Raw genomic sequence first — 18007 nt, forward strand, 5'->3', positions numbered from 1 at the left:
AATCAGGTATGGTCCGGGAATGGACTAATATCACTAAAACATAACGTTTAACATAGGAGGACATCATCATGAGAGAAGAAAACGTTTCATATACAAAGTCGGATATACTTACAGGATTTGCCGGAACAGGCGTCATTACTGCCCTTTTACTCTTTCTTACTAGTATCTAATCATTTACAATAATAACAACCTCTAATGGTTTTCTGCTGATATAGCAGGAGCCATTTTTTATTGGTATTTTAATGAATGAGGGCAGGAGATGATGGAATGAAAATATATGATCTGATCGGCATTGGTCTGGGGCCCTACCATTTGGGGATGGCAGCATTAATTCAGGAAGCTGATGCATTTGACGCACTGTTTTTCGAAAAGAATGATGAGTTTAATTGGCATCCCGGCATGCTGATTGATGGCACCGATTTACAGGTTGCTTTCCTTGCAGATTTAGCCACTTTCGCGAATCCCAAGAGTCAGTTCACCTATTTGAACTACTTACATGAACACAACCGTATGTATCAGTTCTTTTCATTTAAAGAGTTTGAAATGCCGAGAGAAGAATACAATCATTATGCAAAATGGGCGGCTTCCCGGTTAGATAATTGCTTATACAGCCGCAGCGTTGTTTCCATTCAGGATCAATCTGAAAAAGGATATTATGAAGTTACTGTCGGGACTGCACATGGTACAAATGAAACTTATCTTGCAAAAAATATCAGTCTGGGAACCGGCAGTAATCCTTATCTGCCTTCCCCTGCACGAAATACTCCCGGGCTCAGTCACTCATCTGAATACACAAATATTAAAGAACAGTATAAAAATTCGGAGTCTATAGCGATCATTGGATCCGGTCAGAGTGCAGCTGAAATCTTTTTAGATTTATTAGAGTCTCAGCCCTATCACAACTATCACCTGTCCTGGTATACAAGATCACCCGGAATTCTTCAGCTGGAATCGTCAAAATTCGGCCAGGAATTTTTCACGCCTGACTTTACTGACTATTTTCATCAATTGCCTTTAGAAAAAAGAGAACATGCATTATCTATGCTCGATTACGTTAGAAATGGAATTGCTCCCGCTACACTCAACTCTATTTACCGCTGGATGTATCACCGTTCATCCGGAGGAAAACAGCTCAACATTACGATCCAGCCAAATGCAGAATTGAAAGATATTTATCAAAAAGATCATATGCTGACAAGCACTTTCGAGCATCAGCTGTCTCATATATCGTTCGAACGATCCTTTGACAAAATAATCGCAGCCACAGGCTACCAGCCAAACCTGCCATCCTTTTTCAGCAAGGCTTTCAATCATGCAAAAATGGAGAACGGGCATTTTGCAGTATCAAGAGATTACTCTCTGCAGTTTAACGAAAACCGTCCCGGAAATGTTTTCCTGCTTACATCAATTGAAAAAACCCATGGTGCCGAAGCGACTAACATGGGAATGGCTGTGAACAGAAATGTACATATCATTAACAAAATAGCAGGCAGAGAAGTTTATAAAAACCCTAGAAACGTCACTTTTCAATCCTTTGAATAGATTCATGCACTCTAAGTCTCTAAGTCGGGCAAATGAAATTTGTCCGACTTTCTCATGTAAAATAATCTCTATACACTTTCAGCTACCTCACAGGAAGCCTTATTCCAACACGCGGTTCATTGCTTAAAATAGCTGAACTCAAAACTATTCATCCACATATTCAATTCCTCTGAAGGGATCGGTTTGCTGATCAGGTATCCCTGGAACCTCTGACAGCCAAGATCACGGAGTATGGACAATTGTTCTTTCGTTTCAACCCCCTCAGCTATAACGGACAGATCCAAGTTTTCTGCCAGGTCTATAATCGTTTTAACCAGTGCCTCACTTTTTTTGTTTTGTGTTAAAAGCCTGATAAACTCTCTGTCGATTTTGATTTCGTTTACAGGGTATTCCTGTAAGTAGACAAAGGCCGAAAACCCGGTTCCAAAATCATCTACTGAAATCTGTATCCCTTTTTCACTAAACAGATTTAATCTCTCAATTACCAGCTTGTTTTCTTCCATTGCAACTGATTCTGTAATTTCAAGACATAGTTTATCCGGCGATACTTCATATTGTTCCAAAGTGTGCTCGATCACATGTGGCAGATTTTCATGAATAAACTGTCTTGGAGATATGTTCACCGAGATGATCATTTCTTCCATTCCGTTGTGATGAAGTTCCTGAAGTTTTTTTATTGATTCCTTTATGATCCATTCTCCTAAAGGAACAATAAATCCGGTAGATTCCGCAAGTGGGATAAAAACATTAGGAGGTACAAGCCCTATCTCAGGATGATTCCATCTGACAAGCGCTTCAAAACCTTCAATTTGACCGTTTACAGCTGAGATTTGAGGCTGATAATACAATGTGAACTGGTTCAGTTCCAGCCCCTTTCTCAGGTTCATTTCTATTTCGAAAAAATCACGGCTGGACTCTTTCATATCTTCCGTAAAATAAGTCAGACTGCTTCTCGAGGATTTCATTTTCCCTCTGTTTAAAGCAATTTGCGCTGTTTGCAGCAATTCTTTCACAGACCCCTGCAATTGACTGATCCCAAAGCTGAACGAAGCAGTAACATCAAGATCATTCACTTTAAACGGTGTTGTTAATAAGAATTGTATTTGTTCTATTCTTTCTTTGATATTAGTATGATTCATGAATAATACAAAATGTGCCTGATCTGCCCTTGCCAGAAATTCTCCATCTATGAGTAAATGTATAAATCTATCTGCAATCCCCTTTACAATGACATCTCCCGAATCATACCCGAGTGCATCTATCATCTGATTCAGTTGATCAATTTCTATATAACAAACAGAAGGATTCCATGAATAAGTCATGCGTTTTTCTGCTTCTTTATAGAACATATTTAGGTTTGGCAGTGTGGTGAGCCGATCATAATAAGCGAGAGATTCAAGTTTCTGTTCAAGCTCCTGCTGCTGAATACTGTCAAAAAGAAAGGCAATCAAATCTGCAAAAGTACCTGCGAGTGACTCCTCCAATTTCCCCCATTCAATCTGTTGTGATGTCTCACAGCAAATAACACCCATTACGCCGTTGGCCATGACTATCGGAGCATCAATTAATGACTTGATGTTTCCCGCCGACTCAAAATAATGAGGGTAAAGTTCTTTCACTCTTTCATCTGTCGCTACATCACAAATAGATAACACTCTTGTTCCCTGAAGTAACTTAAAATATTTCGGGAAATCTTTTTTATGCAGCACATCACCTTTTGAATGTCCATCTTCATAAATGTTTAATGCTGTTAAGGCAGGCCTTTCCTTGTCAAATACCCAAACACCTACTCTTTCACATTGAATCATTTCAGACATCGCTTCACAAAGCTGTTCTACAGTGGACTGAAGTTCATGTGCCGATATCTTTTTTGCTTTTGCCAGCTGGAAAAGACGCTGCTGCTGAATTCTAAAGAGGGAATGATCGATTTTAGACACTTTGTACACCTTCTTCAAACATATTGAGTAATCGACGTCAAACAAAGTATAAAGACCTATATATTTTTATGTAATGAAACAATTTTACCACATTTCTCATATAAGTTAGAAATTATTTTTAATATTTCTTAAATTTATAACGAAATTTGTTAAAATGATAAGCGGTTAAGAATAAATTAAAAGGATGTGCAGAATATGAGTGACCAGCAAGTCTATACCGATTTTAAAGATGATATGACTTATGCCGATTATTTATCACTGGATCAATTACTTTCAGCACAAAATCGTCTATCCGGACATCATGATGAAATGCTTTTTATCGTGATTCATCAGGTTAGCGAGCTATGGATGAAGCTGATCATCCATGAAATTCAGGCTGCTTGTAAATCATTAATAAACGATCAATTCGAGCCTGCTTTCAAACAGCTCGCACGTGTCTCTAAAATACAGGAACAGATCATTAAAGCCTGGGATGTTCTTGCGACGATGACACCTTCAGAGTATATTGAATTTCGTGATTCTCTAGGGAAAGCATCCGGGTTCCAATCTTATCAATACCGGTTGATTGAATTTTCTTTGGGTTATAAAATTCCGCATATTCTTAAAATTTATCAACAGGATCAGGAAGTATACAGTGTGCTTGAAAAAGCTTATCAAAATAAAGGATTGTACGATATTGCAATCGATAAACTTTCACAGGCAGGTTTTTCAATTTCGGAGGGTCTGCTGAACAGAGATTTTTCGAAACCATATGAGAAAAGCGAAGAGGTTAAAGCAGCTTGGAGCGAAGTTTATAAAGACAGTCAAAAGTACTGGACGCTCTATCAGCTTGCTGAAAAATTAGTAGACCTGGAAGACTGGCATCAGCAATGGCGCTTCCGCCATATGAAAACAGTTGAAAGAATCATTGGATTTAAAAAAGGTACTGGTGGTTCTTCTGGAGTCAATTATTTAAAAAGTGTGCTGGACACATATTTTTTTCCGGAGCTTTGGGAATTAAGAACCGAACTTTAGATCATATTTTGAATCAAAAAAACCGGGGAAAACTCCCCGGTTTTTTACAGCCGCTTTTGCCGTAGTTTTATTAAGAAAGTTTTTAAACCACCACTCCTCAAAGTGGGTGTTCGCAAAAGCGTTCATGCGCGTCCTCATACGCTGATGAGGCATGGCAATCCGGCTTTTATTTAAAACTCCCGTTTATAGATCAAAGGTTAAAACTTACTTAGAACATACGAACAACGCAGCCTGAATAAAAATCATAGCTCAACAGCAGGAAATTTTCAATCTTATTGCTTAAAATGTATGTTATGATACGTACTGACTAATATGATGGAGTATGATATATGGATGTTTTAACTAAAGACTTACTCGTAAATTTTTTATTAATGATCCTTCCTTTGTTATTTATACAAATTGTTTACTTTTATTCTTATCGTAACCGGCTTCAGAATAAAGAAGGGAAACTGGCTGCAATTTTCCCGGCCATTTCGATATTATTATGCCTATCCTTCCCTTTTACAATCAATGAGGGATTCTTATGGGATCTCCGCGCCACCCCAATCATTTTAGGTACGCTATACGGTGGGTATCCAATGGGTATATTTTTAACTGTTTTCACTATATTCAGCCGGGGACTGCTTGGCGGAGATGGCGTATTAATATCTACAATCACGTTATTATTGATGTGGGTTTTTTATTTTATTTTCATGAAAAAATTTCAACGTTCGCAGATTCCGGGTAAAATACTCATTGCAACACTTTTGGTGTCTTTTCTGGTTATATGCAATCTAACTTTGTCATATATTATATTTGATGTGATGATGCCGCTTGATGTTTGGATCACTTTCACCCTTATTAATATAGTCGGACTAATGATCGCATTAATTTTATGGGAAATTATCAGATCCAATTTTCTCATTTTGAATGATTTGATCAGAGCTGAAAAATTATCTGTTGTCAGTCACCTTGCAGCCAGTATTTCACATGAGGTCAGAAACCCTCTTACTGTCAGCAGAGGATTTATTCAAATGGCGCTTCAGGATGATACTCATAATGAAAAACAGCGGTATTATCTCGACACTGCTTTGAAAGAAATCGATCATGCAACAGATATTATTAATGATTATTTAACATTCGCTAAACCGGCTACAGAACAGCACACCTTAATTAATATAAAAGAAGAAATCAATCATTCCATCAAAGTGATACAACCTCTGGCTAATATGAATAATGTCAGCATAATCATCAATGAAAACCTGCCTGAAAACGCTATGTTAAGAGCTGAACAAAAACAATTCCAACAGGGTTTAATTAATATTTTTAAAAACGGAATTGAAGCGATGCCGGAAGGCGGAATATTAAAGGTTTATGCAGCTCAGCAAATCGATGGATATGCTATTCGTGTGACAGACCAGGGTGTAGGGATGACGGCTGAGGAAATGAACAGACTCGGGGAACCTTACTTTTCAACAAAAGAAAAAGGAACCGGTCTTGGATTGATGGTGTCATACAGCATTATCAGAGCTATAGGCGGGACTATTAAAGTGTCCAGTGCAAAAAATCAGGGGACCAGTTTTGATATCTCCCTCCCTGTATATGAAGTAAAAAAATAAAGAGCGCTTTTTTAGCGCTCTTTAATTACGTTTTGAACAGGATAGTCGTTTGGATTTAGCAGGGAATGTTCATCTAAAGCCATTTTCGCAATCTCTTTACCTATAAATGGACCTGAAGTAAGCCCGGAAGAACCTAAGCCATTAACAAAATATACATGATGAATATCAGGAAACGGACCCACTACTGGCAAAAAATCCGGAGTAAACGGTCTGTAACCTACCCGCGTTTCAATCAGCTCTGCGTGCGCCAGACCTGCTGCAATGTTAAGTGTTTTTCCAAGCACTTCATGCACACCCCCGGCAGTAACTTTATCGTCCATTTTCACTCCATTTTCATGGGTAGTCCCAACCACAACACGATGCTCATCAAACGCCAGTAGATACTGATCTCCAGGCGGCATGACAACAGGAAGCATATCTGTGTCCTCTTCAACACCCAGGTGAACAATTTGAGCTTTCTGAAAAGATACATCCAGCTCAAAATCACATTGTCTAAAAATATGTGGAGCCCAGGCCCCTGCCGCTACAATCACTCGATCTGCTGAAATGACCTCGTGATCGACTTTTACACCTGTCGCAGAGTCATTATTCATCACTAATTCTGCTTCACCGGTAATCAATTGCCCTCCATTCTTCTTCATTCCATTGATCAAAGAATTTCTGAGCTTTTTGCCGTCTACTCTTGCAGCCCCTGAGACATGAACCCCATAAAATTCTGTTGATACGTATGGAAACATCTTCATTACTTCAGAGGCATCCATAGATGTCACCTCTCCTATTTCCGGTGCATCTTCTACCTTCTGTTTAGCCCGCTCAATCATTTTATCTCTTTTCTTTTCTTCTTTGTGAAGTACGATTCCACCGGTTTTTTTATATCCCGTATCTGTTTCTCCATCATCCTCCAGCATTCTGATAAGATCAGGATAGTAGGCCGCTCCTTCTTTTACGAGAAAGTACCATTTTTTATTTCTGCGTTGTGAAAGCCACGGACAGATGATTCCTGCTGCAGCATTAGTTGCCTGGCCAGCATCTTCACGATCAATTAATATGACCTCACAGTACTGTTTTGACAAATAATATGCTGCAGATGCACCCGCAATACCTCCACCAATTACAATGATTTTTTTCATGCTAACACCCCATAACTTACAAATAGTATTTTTATACAAAAGCTATGTTAAAATCTAATGTTGTTTTAGCACAGCTGTGATTGCAGCGTAAGGCGGCGACTCCAGCATGAGAAGACGGTTAGGTGAGACCCCGCAGAGCTTCAGCTCGAGGAGGCTCACCGCCGTCCGTGCGCGTCCGCCTGAAGCGGAAATCATTAACACAGCCTATACAAAAAAAACGCTCAAACCAATTGGTTCAGGCGTTTCAGGATATGATTCCGACTGGTCTCGAACCAGCGACCTCCACCCTGTCAAGGTGGCGCTCTCCCAACTGAGCTACGGAATCAAAATATGTATAAGGACAAATATTATAATACCTTTTAGTGATTTCATTGTCAATCAGGTAAAGCACAGAAAGGTTCCTTTTGAAATTCAGATTCTCTTTTCTGATGAAATATGACTATATTTCAGCTGAACAGCGCTAACAAAAAAATTCTGCTCCCGAATATAAATCCGGGAACAGAATGCTGTTTTATGCTTTTGCTGTTTGTAAGTTATCTTTATCTTTTCTATTCCATACAAACTGAAGTACCAGCAGTGCTACGAAAAGACCCGCTCCAAGTAAATCACTGATGCCTTCAGGATAAATAAGCATTAATCCTGCTGCTAATGCCAGGATTCTTTCAATCGGGTGAACCGGTCTGTACCAATAACCAATAACTGCTGCACCAATGGCCGTCATACCAGCCAGAGCTGTAACAACTGACAGTGTAATTTCACCGGCATTGGTATCAATCAATAACAGCTGTGGGGAAAGTACGAACATATACGGGATGATAAATGCGCCAATGGCAAGTTTGGCGGCATTGACCCCGGTTCGTATCGGTTCTCCCCCCGAGACCCCTGCGGCGGCGAACGCTGCAAGCGCTACAGGTGGTGTAATATCGGCAACGATTCCGAAATAGAACACAAACAAGTGAGCTGCAAGCGGCGGTACATCCAGCAGGATCAGTGCCGGTGCTGCAATTGTAGCTGTGATAACATAGTTTGCTGTCGTTGGTGATCCCATTCCAAGGATAATTGCTGCAAACATTGTAAAGAAAAGTGTAAGCAACAGAATTCCGCCGGATAGATCTACAAGTCCATTTGCCAGCTTAAGACCTAACCCTGTTCGTGTAACAACCCCTACAATTATACCTGCACAGGCTGTTGCCACGGCTACAGACAAGGCTGTTCTTGCTCCATCTGCCAGTCCATCGAAAAACTTTCTGATATTGATACGCGTGTCTTTACGAATCATACTGACCAGAATCGTAATGACAATTGAATAAAGTGCTGCTCTGATAATTGAATTACCATCGAGCAATAAGAAGATAACTGCAAAAATCGGTGTCAGTAAGTAAATCTTTTTAAGAACTTCTGATTTTTTCGGTATTTCAGAATCAGGAAGACCTGTAAGTCCGATTCTTTTTGCTTCAAAGTGTGTGATGATCCAGATCCCTGCAAAATAAAGTAAAGCAGGAATTGTTGCAGCCTTAGCGATTTCCCAGTAAGTTACCCCACCGATGAATTCGACCATCAGGAAAGCTGCTGCACCCATGATCGGTGGCATCAGCTGTCCGCCTGTTGAAGCAGCTGCTTCAACACCACCGGCAAACTCTTTCCTGTAACCTAGTCTTTTCATCATCGGGATCGTGAATGAACCGGAAGTTACAACGTTAGCTACAGAGCTCCCGCTGATTGTTCCCTGCATTGCACTGGAGAAAATAGCAACTTTTGCAGGACCGCCGACTGCTTTACCTGCAAACGCAACTGCCAGATCATTAAAGTATTGACCAATCCCTGTTTTAACAAGAAAAGCCCCGAATAACAGGAATAGAAATATAAAAGTAGCTGAGACGTATAGCGGCGTCCCGAAAATACCCTCAGATGAAATAAACATTGTATTGACTAATGATTCCAAGTTTAATCCTCTGTGACGCAGGAAACCTGGCATTTGTGGTCCAAAATAGGCATATGCCATAAATGTGATCGCAATGATCGTAATTGGAAGTCCTACTGCTCTTCTTGTGGCCTCAAGCACTAACAGAATGGCAATGAGTCCCGTCCAGAAATCCATCGGTGAGATTGAACCAATTGTATTGACGATTCGATCTTCATTCAATGGATAGTAAGCGCCCACCCATATAGACAGCAATGCAAGAATGCTGTCATACCAGGTCAGCTTGTTTTGCCCAACCTTCTTTTTTGTAACGGGAAATAAAAGGAACACTAATGTGAGTGCAAATCCCAGGTGAATAGATAATAGCGTTTGTCTTGGAATAGACTGTGTAACTGCCGCATAAATTTGAAAAACTGAAAAAGTAATAAGTCCTATAAAAACGATCCAGTTTAATATACCTTTATATTGCTTGGTTCTCGCATCCGGATCATATTTAGCTAACAGGTCTTTCTGTTCTTTTTCTCCGAACTGTTCATCATCTTTGTGTTCCAGCTCGGCTTTGCTTTTTTCCTCAGTCATCCATTCCAACTCCTCTCCATAAATCCAATAAAGTTAATTGATTAATAGATATTGTAATAAACGTTCCTGTTTCAATATAATCATGCAGGGCATAGTCACTGTTATCATAATGAAAAACATGACTGACTACAACCTGACTTGTATGCAGATTAATAGATGGAAACAGACGATTCATATTTTCTATCCTGTATTTTCCATCTTCCTGAACAAATTCTTCACCTTCATAAAGTGCATTCGATGGCATGCCAATTGCCATATCTTCATATTCAAGTGCAATTTGTCTAATCTCATTTGTGTCAGTGATTTCATAGTAATCAATGACATCTGACTTGTGAATTGAATGCGTGTATTGCAACTGGAACTCATTCTGATTTGTCATTGGGATATAACTGATCAGGTTTCCAGTTTCCTGATGATGAAACGTAATTGCTTGTTTGAATGGTAGAAATACAGCAGCAAAAAATACTCCTGCTACAATGATAACCAGTATCGGAATGATTTTTTTCTTCTGCATTTCATTTACAACTCCATAAGAATGGGCAAACAGGCCCAATTGGACCTGTTTGCCTCATATCATTTCATACAATCTTTAATTATTGCTCATCAAAGTAACGCTGAGCACCAGGATGTACATCGATTCCAATGCCATCAAGTGCAGTGTCTACAGTAATGAATTCACCTTTAGGGTGAGTGATCGAGTCAGTGTTTTCAAAGATTGCAGCTGTAATGTCGTAAACAACATCATCTGAAAGCTCAGAAGACACAGCAAGCATTGCCTGAACAGCTACAGTTGGAACTGCTTCTTCAAGACCATATGTGCCTGAAGCAACTTCATCCTCTGAATAGAATGGGTATTCATCCATTAAAGACTGAGCCATATCCTGTTCAATTGGCACGATTACTACATCAACTTGTGCAGCAAGACCTTCTACAGCTCCAGTTGGAGTTCCTCCAGTGATGAATGCTGCATCGATTGATCCATCCTGGATACCAGTTGTTGAATCATCGAATGAAAGATTTTGAACATCCATATCATCAAATGACAGTCCGTGGACTTCAAGAATCTGTTCTGCATTCAGGCGTGTACCTGAACCTGATTCTCCTACTGATACAGTCATACCAGCAAGGTCTTCTACTGATTCGATACCTGAATCAGCACTTGTTACGATTTGAATTGTTTCAGGGTATAGTGTTGCAAGCCCCTGAATTGTTTCGATCGGTGCATCAAACATTTGTGACCCTTCAACAGCGTAAGAAGCAATGTCCGTCTGAACAAATGCAACTTCAACTTCTTCACTGTCGATCATTGCCATGTTCTCAGCAGAAGCGTTTGAAGTATTAGCAGTAGTTGTAATACCTGTTTCGTCTTCAATCAGCTGAGCAAATGTTCCACCAAGCGGGTAGTATGTACCGCCTGTACCGCCTGTAGCAATGTTAATAAATTCAGGCTGGTCTGAACCGCCGTCTTCACCATCTCCGCTGCCGCTCTCGTCTCCGCCGCACGCAGCAAGAATCATTGATACTGCAAGTAGCAGAATCATGCTTAGATAAAACTTTCTGTTTTTCAAAGTAGTTCCCCCTTTTATAAAATTGCATAACTGCGTATACTATTTTATCATGCATTATTACATTTGTGTCAAACCTAAAACACTTCGGTCAATATTCATGTTTCTTTAAATATTGATAAGACAGCAATGAAAACGCTATCTAAAAGTGAATGAACTTGACACTAATTGTAATATTTTGTGTAAAATATTAAGGGGTTTTGTATAAAATTTGAATATTTTTATTCGTCTTCGATAATTCTTCTTTCATTTTTCGGCAGATTTTCTTCAATATCTCTCAAACGGTGCGCTAACCTTGAGGAAGCATTAGCTGCAATTGAAGCTACCATATCATCTAAAAACGTATGAATACCTCCACCTCTTTTAGTGTCCAGCTTTTCTATAATACCGATTTTGTTTTTATCGAGGTGACCAAAAGTTGTAACAGCAATGCTTCCATATCCCAAAGAAGCGCCAAGAGCAATCGTTTCATCTACTCCAAATAGTCCTTCATCTGTTTCAACAAGCGTCTGCAGTGGTTCTGAAAGCTTTTTTTGTTCTGCAAGACGATCCAGTTCCACCGCAACGAGGATTGCGTGCTGCATTTCTCTTTTTAATAGCACTTTCTCTACACTTTCAATGCATTCTTCCATTTTTAGCTTTTCATTATATGGCCCCTGCATTTCAAAAACAATTTCTGCTATATCACTGATCTTGACGCCTCTTTCAAGCAATACATCATGGGCTGCCTGAGTTACGTCATGGGAATGGACTCTTTCCTGTGTCATATTAAAACTCCTTCATATATCATTTTTTTTGGAGATCCAAGCGGCCTTTCATATGATAACTGGCCTACTAAGCGAAGTCGCCTGGGATTCAAGAGATACGATCAGATAGACTGAATTTGCGAACTCTATAGAATGATATGATACAATCTATTTGTAAACGCTTCAAACTTTTTTTGTAACAGGAGGACTTTTCATGCCTAAGACAGGGACAGTGAAAGAACATACGTTTTACAGTGAGGCACTTCAGGAGGATATGGATCTGCTCGTTTATCTTCCTCATAATTATTCACCTCTATATAAATACACCGTGTTAATTGCTCAGGATGGGAAAGATTACTTCCAGCTTGGAAGAATTCCCAGACTGCTTGATCAATTAAATGAAGATGAAGAGATCGAAAACCTGATCTTTATAGGAGTCCCATATAAAAATGTGAAAGACCGTTATGACAAATATCATCCACAGGGAAGCCAGCATGATGCTTATGTGAGATTTATCGCAAGAGAGTTGGTTCCTTTTATTGATGATAAATATCCTACTTATAATATCGGAATTGGACGTGCATTAATCGGTGATTCTCTGGCTGGAACGGTTTCATTCCAAACTGCTTTAAAATATCCTAACACCTTTGGGAGAGTAATCATGCAGTCACCACTGGTAAATGATGATGTATTGAATAACGCTCAGCAATTTAAAGATGTTCAATTGGTTAACTTTTATCACATTATTGGAACAGGTGAAACTGCTGTTAAAAAGACGGATGGCTCTGAAGCTAATTTCCTTGAGCCGAACAGAGAACTCCATCAAATCATGGAGGAGCAAAAATACAGTGTTTTTTATGATGAATTTGATGGTGATCATTCATGGAAATTCTGGCAGCCTGATTTACCACGTGTGATGAAAAAAATGTTTAGAAAAACTTCTTATTAATAGAGGCAATTTTGACACGTTTGTTTGATATAATTGTATGAAGAAACTCACAATTTATGTTTGATATGAGGAGGCTGACAAATCATGAAGTTCGGTATCGCAGTATTTCCTTCAAAAAAATTACAGGATCTTGCTAACTCGTACAGAAAGCGTTATGATCCACATTATTCTTTAATTCCGCCTCACCTGACATTAAAGGAACCGTTTGATGCAACAGATGAAGAAATTAATAAGATCGCTAAAAAGATTGAAGGCATTGCTAAAGATGCTGAGCCTTTTACTTTGAGGGCTTACAAAATCAGTTCTTTCCAGCCTGTTAATAATGTTATTTACATGAAAGTTGATTCAGTTCCTGAATTGATCAATCTATATCAGTCCCTTCACAATGAAGAGTTCGGGGTTAAATCACAATATTCATTTGTTCCCCACATTACAATTGCACAGAAGCTTTCCAACGATGAACATTCTGATGTTTATGGATCACTTCGGATGGCAGGAGTTGATCATGAAGAAACGGTGGACAGATTTCATTTATTATATCAGCTTGAAAATGGCTCTTGGACTGTATATGAAACATATCGTTTAGGTGGCGGTGACAGTTGATGTATGTGAAAAAAGTTGAAAATGAACTCGAATTAGAAGAAGCTTTTAAAGTAAGAAAGAAAGTTTTTGTTGAAGAACAACATGTACCTGAAGAATTGGAACTTGATTCATTTGATCCGTCGTCCACCCACTTTGTTTTGTATGCAGAAGATCAGCCATCAGGTGCAGGACGCTTCAGACTGGTTGATGGTAAAGGGAAGATCGAACGGGTTTGCGTAATGAAATCTTTGCGTGGAAAACATGCCGGCATACTACTGATGCAGGAAGTTGAGAATTACGCAAAAGAAAATGGTATAAGCGCGTTAGTCTTAAATGCGCAAACTCATGCGCTTGGATTTTATGAGAAGCTGGGTTATCACGTCGTTTCTGATGAATTTATGGATGCAGGCATTCCGCACTTTAAAATGCAAAAAGATCTTTAATTATAGAAAAGAAAAAAGCAGCTGTGAATGTTCACAGCTGCTTTTATATTAGATTGAAGCATTAAAGTTCTGACCTTTGCCTGTAACTTTTGGAATGAGATGTGGTGGAATTGTCTGGATGTGAAAGATTGGTGCATCACCGCTTTTAAAGTCTGATTCACGTTTCTTTTCACGTTTATCCATTTCGTTTTCCAGCTCTTCTTCAAAGTCTTTGTCTGATCTGCGTAGTGGTCCCACTCTTTGAACAGGCGTTAAATAGTATGGATCATAATCTTTCATTGTTACTCTCTCGGCATACTGTTGATATTGCAGATGATTAACTGGTGCGATGTAGCCCATTCTTCTCACCTCCGAATGCTTATATTATTAAATAACCTTATTTACAATTTATTAAACCTTTCTTTACACTTTACTGAAAATCAATATTTTTTGTGGGGGTTATTTTTTATTAATCATATTGGATAATGTTTGATAATCAATTTTTTCTCCTTTTGCTGTAACAGTCTTTGCTATTTTTTCTTCCATCTCTTTCGTAACTGGCTTACCTGCTGCGGATGCAACCTGCCGAACAAGTTTTCTAACTGTCTTTTCATCATTAAAGTCAGCGTGCTGAAAAGCATTGGCAAGTGCAAATAATTGATCCATATTAACCCCTGTTTTATTTTCTATTTTTTTAAAAAAAGCATCATTCACCTTTATCCCTCCCTTTCATTGTCAAAAGCCACCCCTACCCGGAGTGGCTTTTGCGCAATTTGAAACTTGCGCCATTAATAATAGAAACTTGCTCCAACAATAACTAACAGAATGAAAAGCACAACAATCAGCACAAAAGTAGAGCCTCCGTTGTACCCACCATAATTGCCATATCCGCAGTTGCCGTACATAACTTCACCCCCTCTGACTTCTATATTCTATGTAAGAGTGAAATAGAAAGATTGGGCAAACAGTCAGGCTTTAGGTTTAAAAATTAGCGCACCTATAAATCCAAAAATAATCGCTGCTGAAATACCAGAGCTTGTCACTTCAAACATACCTGTCATCACACCAATGATTCCATGTTTTTCCGCTTCCTGCATCGCGCCATGAAGCAGTGCATTCCCAAATGATGTAATTGGAACTGTAGCACCTGCACCCGCAAAATCAATCAGCGGCTCATATAACCCAAACGCCTCCAGCACAGCACCACTCACAACAAGCGTACTGAGCGTGTGTGCTGGAGTCATTTTTAATAAGTCCATCATCAGCTGGCCAATGACACAAATAAATCCACCTACAATAAATGCCCAAAAGAACATTGGTAACATATTCATTGGCCTCCTTTTATTGGTTTAATGAGTGAAACTGCATGAGCAATACACGGGATTGTTTCTTTTTGCTGAAAAGTAAGAGGTGATAATAACGCACCTGTTGCGACTACCAAAATGCGGTTTAAAGATGATTTGGCCAGCTCATTTACAAAATAACCATAGACCATCGAAGCTGAACATGCTGGTCCGCTTCCCCCTGCCTGTACTTCTTCCACACCCTGATAGATCATCTTTCCACAGTCAATAAACTGCTCAGATGAAAGGTGAATATTTTTTTTACTTAAAATATCTTTTGCAGCAGCGTGTCCAATTTCAGCTAGATCTCCCGTTATAATCAGATCATAATCGGCTACTGAGTCTTTACTTTGAATCAGATGTCTTTCGATCACATCTGCAGCTGCCAATGACATTGCAGCACCCATATTAAATGGATCCGTCACTTCGATATCCTGAACTCTTCCAATTGTTGCTTTTTCAATATGAGCTAAAGCATTTCTTTCTTTATCACTGCTCACAATTGCTGATCCCGCTGCTGTCACCGTCCATTGCGCAGTAGGCGGCTTCTGACCCCCATATTCCGTTGGGTATCTGAATTGCCTTTCAGTAGAAGCATTATGACTGGATACACCCGTTAATACAGAATCTGCGTAGCCTCCATCTATAAGTGCTCCTGCCAGCGCCAGCCCTTCCATTGAACCTGCACAGGCACTGAATATACCCAGATATGGCGCACCTATAGATCGCGCAGCCATATTTGAAGGAGTGATTTGATTGATTAAGTCACCAAAAATAAGACAATCTATTTGTTGCTCTGACATCCCGGCTTTTAGCAGGGCTGAACTGACTGATGTTTCCATGAGCTTTCTCTGAGCTTTTTCAAAGCTTTTTTCTCCCATATACAGATCTTCAAAAAATGTATCAAATGATGAAGCATATGGACTGTTTTTTTCAAATGGGCCAGCTGCCACACCTGAAGAAATAATTGATGGATAGGAGGGAAAGTGCCATGTTTTCATTTAGATGACTCCAATTTGAATGAGTATAGTTTTGATCAGTGCTAAAAAAAATGCCGATATTACACCAAAAACGATGACAGAACCTGCGAGTTTAAAAATATTGCCACCAACTCCAAGCACAAGCCCCTCACTTCTATGTTCAATAGCGGCACTAACAACAGCATTACCAAAACCTGTCACCGGAACTGCACTCCCTGCACCTGCAAATTGACCCAATTTTTGATAGAAGCCAAAACCGGTTAACAGCATGGAGAAAAACACCATAATTGCTACTGTGGGATTACTCGCAGTCTGTTCAGTAAACGGGAAAAACAAGATGAGGATCAGCGTGACCACCTGACCGACAAAACAAATGAATCCACCCACTAAAAACGCTTTGATACAATTTTTAAGCACAGGTCTTTTTATTTCATGCTGATCAGCAGCATCTTTTGATTGTTTGATCCAATTGCCCGTCATATTATTCACCTCTCAGGTCATTTCTTTCTTTAGTTGAATAATCTTTTCTACCTCGTCCAGTGCATCTTTTTCATTTAAATTTCCTTTATTCCATTGATCTGAAAACTCAAACAGTTCAATGAAGATTTTATAATCACTCGAAAGCACAATTTCTTTTTCGGGATACTTCTCTTCTAACCAGTTCTTCATTTTCTTTTCAATAGATTTCATTTCAAAACGGTATAGGTGCTTTACTTTATAACTAATGACCAATGTAGAATCTGCAGCGACTACAACTGAATCATAGAGCTCTTTCGTACCTTCAATGTGCTGCGATACCTCTTTAATTGTTTCATTCTCGGAATCGTGGATTTTAATATGGATCGGTCCGCTCTGCTCAAAAATTGCACAGCCGGATAATAAAATCACACTAAAAAAAGATAATATAAATTTTTTCATCCTATCGCCTCTTCACATATCTGAATACAGATAGTTTGTCTGTATATGAAAGGATTTATGCCTAATTTTTAAAAACACGGCGAATGACCAATCTTTGGCAGTGGAGATTGAATAAAGTATATAGAATTCAAGTAAAGGAGGAGAAAATATGGGTTGTGGCAAAAATAATGAGGTAAGCGGAGAAAGAGATCATCGTAACTGCGTATGTGAAGTTGTCCGGGCAGTTAAAGACATTCAGGACAACGCTGTAGATGTAGATTGTCAGCCATGTTTGACTAACTGCTTTCTGGAGCCGCTTGGTGATTTAACTGCGCCTTCTAGAAGACGTCGTGCTGATACTCGCGTATTCATGTTGAAATCTAAAGACGGATCACCGTTCCATGCTTTTTACAAAGACACTGACTTTAAAGATCACGATTGTATCTCAGTATTCTTCAGAGTAGAATCAATTTTTGATGGGTGCTGTGCAACACTTCGTGTTCTTGAACCAAGAGACCACCATGGTAAAGAAGTTGACCTTTTGAATGATTGTGGAACGAAAATTAATCTGGGCAAACTTTGTAAAGTGACTGAGTTTGATTCAACAGACAGTTGTATCACAGTTGATTTGAGCTGCTTCTGTGCTGTTCAATGTATTAAAGATGTATACCTTGGTATTTGTGACTAATTAGAAGGGAATCTCCCAGATCTTTCTCTATAAAAAAAGACATCCTTTTTTAGGATGTCTTTTTTCAGACTGTTGAAATTCTAAAATATGTATATAACCAATAAAATAAACCAT

The 18007-nt window shown here is 39.2% G+C and carries 20 protein-coding genes, 1 tRNA gene and 1 other RNA gene; 7 read left to right on the forward strand and 15 right to left on the reverse strand.

All coding sequences use genetic code 11. The annotated features are described in order from the left end of the window. Nucleotides 1-267 precede the first annotated feature (267 nt). Nucleotides 268-1542, forward strand: coding sequence for a lysine N(6)-hydroxylase/L-ornithine N(5)-oxygenase family protein (locus E2626_RS12890; RefSeq protein ID WP_166786823.1), 1275 nt, complete (start codon nt 268-270; stop codon nt 1540-1542). A 116-nt stretch (nt 1543-1658) separates the two neighbouring features. On the opposite strand, the gene E2626_RS12895 is transcribed toward E2626_RS12890, so the two are convergent. Next, complete coding sequence (locus E2626_RS12895) at nt 1659-3479, reverse strand: sensor domain-containing phosphodiesterase (protein WP_134382180.1); 1821 nt, start codon at nt 3477-3479, stop codon at nt 1659-1661. A gap of 195 nt (nt 3480-3674) precedes the next feature. Here E2626_RS12895 and kynA point away from each other — a divergent pair, with 195 nt between their 5' ends. Further along, nucleotides 3675-4493 carry a tryptophan 2,3-dioxygenase gene (gene kynA / locus E2626_RS12900; RefSeq protein ID WP_134382181.1) on the forward strand — a complete coding sequence of 273 codons (819 nt, stop codon included), beginning with the start codon at nt 3675-3677 and terminating at the stop codon, nt 4491-4493. Nucleotides 4494-4536: 43 nt separating this feature from the next. Here kynA and ssrS read toward each other — a convergent pair. After that, nucleotides 4537-4729, reverse strand: a non-coding RNA gene (gene ssrS, locus E2626_RS12905) — 6S RNA. A 93-nt stretch (nt 4730-4822) separates the two neighbouring features. On the opposite strand from ssrS, the gene E2626_RS12910 reads away from it, so the two are divergent. Further along, nucleotides 4823-6091, forward strand: coding sequence for an ATP-binding protein (locus tag E2626_RS12910; protein ID WP_134382182.1), 1269 nt, complete (start codon nt 4823-4825; stop codon nt 6089-6091). Between the two features lie 11 nt (nt 6092-6102). On the opposite strand, the gene E2626_RS12915 is transcribed toward E2626_RS12910, so the two are convergent. The 6 genes from E2626_RS12915 to E2626_RS12940 form a co-directional block, all read right to left on the reverse strand. After that, nucleotides 6103-7221, reverse strand: a complete 1119-nt coding sequence (locus E2626_RS12915; protein ID WP_134382183.1) for an NAD(P)/FAD-dependent oxidoreductase — start codon at nt 7219-7221, stop codon at nt 6103-6105. A gap of 252 nt (nt 7222-7473) precedes the next feature. Further along, nucleotides 7474-7546: transfer RNA gene (locus tag E2626_RS12920), tRNA-Val, on the reverse strand. 186 nt (nt 7547-7732) lie between these two features. Next, nucleotides 7733-9721 (reverse strand): TRAP transporter permease, encoded by a 1989-nt coding sequence (locus E2626_RS12925; protein WP_134382184.1) that lies wholly within the window; start codon nt 9719-9721, stop codon nt 7733-7735. Continuing rightward, entirely contained in the window at nt 9714-10235 is a 522-nt protein-coding gene (locus tag E2626_RS12930) for a DUF1850 domain-containing protein (RefSeq protein WP_134382185.1), read from the reverse strand. Before E2626_RS12930 ends, E2626_RS12925 begins: the two co-directional genes overlap by 8 nt. Before the next feature lie 79 nt (nt 10236-10314). Beyond that, on the reverse strand, nt 10315-11289 hold the full coding sequence (locus E2626_RS12935; RefSeq protein ID WP_134382186.1) for a TAXI family TRAP transporter solute-binding subunit: 975 nt from the start codon (nt 11287-11289) through the stop codon (nt 10315-10317). A 218-nt stretch (nt 11290-11507) separates the two neighbouring features. Beyond that, nucleotides 11508-12053, reverse strand: a complete 546-nt coding sequence (locus E2626_RS12940; RefSeq protein ID WP_134382187.1) for a phosphatidylglycerophosphatase A family protein — start codon at nt 12051-12053, stop codon at nt 11508-11510. A gap of 193 nt (nt 12054-12246) precedes the next feature. On the opposite strand from E2626_RS12940, the gene E2626_RS12945 reads away from it, so the two are divergent. The 3 genes from E2626_RS12945 to E2626_RS12955 all read left to right on the forward strand — a co-directional run bounded on the left by E2626_RS12945 (nt 12247) and on the right by E2626_RS12955 (nt 14006). Then, nucleotides 12247-12981 (forward strand): alpha/beta hydrolase, encoded by a 735-nt coding sequence (locus tag E2626_RS12945; protein ID WP_134382188.1) that lies wholly within the window; start codon nt 12247-12249, stop codon nt 12979-12981. A gap of 84 nt (nt 12982-13065) precedes the next feature. Further along, nucleotides 13066-13584, forward strand: a complete 519-nt coding sequence (locus tag E2626_RS12950; protein ID WP_134382189.1) for a YjcG family protein — start codon at nt 13066-13068, stop codon at nt 13582-13584. After that, complete coding sequence (locus tag E2626_RS12955) at nt 13584-14006, forward strand: GNAT family N-acetyltransferase (RefSeq protein ID WP_134382211.1); 423 nt, start codon at nt 13584-13586, stop codon at nt 14004-14006. The genes E2626_RS12950 and E2626_RS12955 overlap by 1 nt, the downstream gene beginning before the upstream one ends. Before the next feature lie 48 nt (nt 14007-14054). Here E2626_RS12955 and E2626_RS12960 read toward each other — a convergent pair whose 3' ends face one another. The 7 genes from E2626_RS12960 to E2626_RS12990 form a co-directional block, all read right to left on the reverse strand. Further along, nucleotides 14055-14345, reverse strand: a complete 291-nt coding sequence (locus E2626_RS12960) for a hypothetical protein (RefSeq protein ID WP_134382190.1) — start codon at nt 14343-14345, stop codon at nt 14055-14057. 99 nt (nt 14346-14444) lie between these two features. Further along, complete coding sequence (locus E2626_RS12965) at nt 14445-14699, reverse strand: stage VI sporulation protein F (protein WP_134382191.1); 255 nt, start codon at nt 14697-14699, stop codon at nt 14445-14447. Nucleotides 14700-14773: 74 nt separating this feature from the next. Next, nucleotides 14774-14890 (reverse strand): YjcZ family sporulation protein, encoded by a 117-nt coding sequence (locus E2626_RS12970; RefSeq protein WP_039808466.1) that lies wholly within the window; start codon nt 14888-14890, stop codon nt 14774-14776. A gap of 63 nt (nt 14891-14953) precedes the next feature. Then, nucleotides 14954-15310, reverse strand: a complete 357-nt coding sequence (gene spoVAE, locus E2626_RS12975; protein ID WP_134382192.1) for a stage V sporulation protein AE — start codon at nt 15308-15310, stop codon at nt 14954-14956. Between the two features lie 2 nt (nt 15311-15312). After that, nucleotides 15313-16329 (reverse strand): stage V sporulation protein AD, encoded by a 1017-nt coding sequence (spoVAD, locus tag E2626_RS12980; RefSeq protein ID WP_134382193.1) that lies wholly within the window; start codon nt 16327-16329, stop codon nt 15313-15315. Further along, complete coding sequence (gene spoVAC / locus E2626_RS12985; RefSeq protein WP_134382212.1) at nt 16330-16788, reverse strand: stage V sporulation protein AC; 459 nt, start codon at nt 16786-16788, stop codon at nt 16330-16332. A 12-nt stretch (nt 16789-16800) separates the two neighbouring features. Then, nucleotides 16801-17226: a sporulation protein gene (locus tag E2626_RS12990; RefSeq protein WP_134382194.1), complete on the reverse strand. Its 426-nt coding sequence runs from the start codon at nt 17224-17226 to the stop codon at nt 16801-16803. 148 nt (nt 17227-17374) lie between these two features. Between E2626_RS12990 and E2626_RS12995 the strand changes: the two genes are divergently transcribed. Beyond that, a complete protein-coding gene (locus E2626_RS12995) occupies nt 17375-17893 on the forward strand; it encodes a CotY/CotZ family spore coat protein (RefSeq protein ID WP_134382195.1) in 519 nt (172 codons plus the stop codon). The last annotated feature ends 114 nt before the right edge of the window (nt 17894-18007 follow it).

Origin of the sequence: Jeotgalibacillus salarius, from assembly GCF_004405125.1 — a bacterium.
Taxonomy (GTDB): Bacteria; Bacillota; Bacilli; order Bacillales; family Jeotgalibacillaceae; genus Jeotgalibacillus; species Jeotgalibacillus salarius.

Excerpts from the sequence above, each read along its gene's own strand:
- E2626_RS12890 (WP_166786823.1), top strand. The coding sequence starts at position 268 with ATGAAAATATATGATCTGATCGGCATTGGTCTGGGGCCCTACCATTTG.
- kynA (WP_134382181.1), top strand. The coding sequence starts at position 3,675 with ATGAGTGACCAGCAAGTCTATACCGATTTTAAAGATGATATGACTTAT.
- E2626_RS12910 (WP_134382182.1), top strand. The coding sequence starts at position 4,823 with ATGGATGTTTTAACTAAAGACTTACTCGTAAATTTTTTATTAATGATC.
- E2626_RS12915 (WP_134382183.1), bottom strand. The coding sequence starts at position 7,221 with ATGAAAAAAATCATTGTAATTGGTGGAGGTATTGCGGGTGCATCTGCA.
- E2626_RS12925 (WP_134382184.1), bottom strand. The coding sequence starts at position 9,721 with ATGACTGAGGAAAAAAGCAAAGCCGAGCTGGAACACAAAGATGATGAA.
- E2626_RS12930 (WP_134382185.1), bottom strand. The coding sequence starts at position 10,235 with ATGCAGAAGAAAAAAATCATTCCGATACTGGTTATCATTGTAGCAGGA.
- E2626_RS12940 (WP_134382187.1), bottom strand. The coding sequence starts at position 12,053 with ATGACACAGGAAAGAGTCCATTCCCATGACGTAACTCAGGCAGCCCAT.
- E2626_RS12945 (WP_134382188.1), top strand. The coding sequence starts at position 12,247 with ATGCCTAAGACAGGGACAGTGAAAGAACATACGTTTTACAGTGAGGCA.
- E2626_RS12950 (WP_134382189.1), top strand. The coding sequence starts at position 13,066 with ATGAAGTTCGGTATCGCAGTATTTCCTTCAAAAAAATTACAGGATCTT.
- E2626_RS12955 (WP_134382211.1), top strand. The coding sequence starts at position 13,584 with ATGTATGTGAAAAAAGTTGAAAATGAACTCGAATTAGAAGAAGCTTTT.
- E2626_RS12960 (WP_134382190.1), bottom strand. The coding sequence starts at position 14,345 with ATGGGCTACATCGCACCAGTTAATCATCTGCAATATCAACAGTATGCC.
- E2626_RS12970 (WP_039808466.1), bottom strand. The coding sequence starts at position 14,890 with ATGTACGGCAACTGCGGATATGGCAATTATGGTGGGTACAACGGAGGC.
- spoVAE (WP_134382192.1), bottom strand. The coding sequence starts at position 15,310 with ATGTTACCAATGTTCTTTTGGGCATTTATTGTAGGTGGATTTATTTGT.
- spoVAD (WP_134382193.1), bottom strand. The coding sequence starts at position 16,329 with ATGAAAACATGGCACTTTCCCTCCTATCCATCAATTATTTCTTCAGGT.
- spoVAC (WP_134382212.1), bottom strand. The coding sequence starts at position 16,788 with ATGACGGGCAATTGGATCAAACAATCAAAAGATGCTGCTGATCAGCAT.
- E2626_RS12990 (WP_134382194.1), bottom strand. The coding sequence starts at position 17,226 with ATGAAAAAATTTATATTATCTTTTTTTAGTGTGATTTTATTATCCGGC.
- E2626_RS12995 (WP_134382195.1), top strand. The coding sequence starts at position 17,375 with ATGGGTTGTGGCAAAAATAATGAGGTAAGCGGAGAAAGAGATCATCGT.